Raw genomic sequence first — 1,396 nt, 5'->3', positions numbered from 1 at the left:
GGGGGAGGCAGGGGTGGCGGGGGCGACGGGGCGGGGCCGGGTGGTCCCCGGCCGGCAGACGACCCTCGGGTTGAACGGCTCGAACCGGCCCGAGGGGTTGTCCTTCCACAGCCACAGGTGCAGCGAGTAGTGCACCTTCTGCCCCTTGTAGCGGGCGGGCAGCGGCCCCTTGAAGGGCTCGCCGAAGAGGCTGGGGCGGGCGTCGTCGGTGTCCGTCCGGCCGTCCTTGTCGACGACCATCCATTCGAGTCCCACCAGGTTCCAGTGGCCTTGTCCGTCACCCTCGTAGAGCAGGGCGGTGGGCTTCGCCGGGTCCACGGAGCCGTCGTAGGCGTGGTTGAAGTGGGGGTAACCCAGCGCGCCCGGACCGCCGTTCGGGTCCACGACGCAGTACTGGTCGGGCACGTAGCCGGCGGCGACGCCGGTGCTGTGCTGGTGGTACTTGGCGGTGGCCCGGTAGGCCAGGGCCAGTTGGGCGGCGGGCGTCAGCCGGGGCTTGGGCGGCGCGGCCGCCGGCGCGGACGGCGCGGCCGCCAGGGTAGCGGCGGCCGCGAGGGCGAGGGGGGCGATTCTGCCGGTACGAGGGGCCATGCAGGCAGCGTCACCGCCCCACCCGGCCCCCGCCACTCAGGCGGCGCGGGTGGCGTAGGCACCCCCTCGGGGGCGGCCGTCAGGGATGCGCTGGCAGGGACGGTGACCTGCGGTTCGGGCGGGGTGGCGGGAAGATCCGCCACCCCGCCGCCACCTGGTGGACTAGCGGCTGCCCACGATGCGGCCGGTGACCTCGCCGAGGCCGACGCGGGTGCCGTCGGGGCCGGGGGCCCAGGCGGTGAGGGTGACGGTGTCCCCGTCCTCCAGGAAGGTGCGCTTGCCGTCGGCGAGCTCGATCGCGTCGCGGCCGTTCCAAGTGAGCTCCAGCAGCGAGCCGCGCTGGCCGACCTCCGGACCGCTGACGGTGCCGGAGCCGAACACGTCACCGGTGCGCAGGGAGGCGCCGTTGACGGTCATGTGGGCCAGCTGCTGGGCGGCGGTCCAGTACATGGAGGCGAACGGCGGCTGCGCCACCTCCTGCCCGTTGATCGACACGGTGATGTGCAGGTCGAAGCCGCCGGGACGGTCCGTGGCGGAGTCGTCCAGGTAGGGGAGGAGCGGGAAGTCCCGCGCCGGCGGGGTGACACGGGCCGCGTCCAGGGCCTCCAGGGGGGTGACCCAGGCGGAGACGGAGGTCGCGAACGACTTGCCGAGGAAGGGGCCGAGCGGCACGTACTCCCAGGCCTGGATGTCGCGCGCCGACCAGTCGTTGAGGAGGAAGAGCCCGAAGACGTGCTCCTCGAAGTCGCCGAGGGCGACCGGACGGCCCAGCTCCGAGGGGGTGCCGACGACGAAGCCGACCTCG

General features: G+C 73.9%; 2 protein-coding genes. Both read right to left on the bottom strand.

From position 1 onward, the window contains the following. A partial coding sequence (locus VR44_RS08635) for a hypothetical protein (protein ID WP_045946810.1) occupies window positions 1–591 on the bottom strand: 591 nt, incomplete at its 3' end. Between the two features lie 162 nt (window positions 592–753). Then, the coding region (locus VR44_RS08630; RefSeq protein ID WP_045946809.1) for a fumarylacetoacetate hydrolase family protein at window positions 754–1,396 on the bottom strand (643 nt) is incomplete at its 5' end.

This window comes from Streptomyces katrae (assembly GCF_000966975.1).
GTDB lineage: Bacteria > Actinomycetota > Actinomycetes > Streptomycetales > Streptomycetaceae > Streptomyces > Streptomyces katrae.
This window is presented reverse-complemented; position numbering and strand designations above follow the sequence as displayed.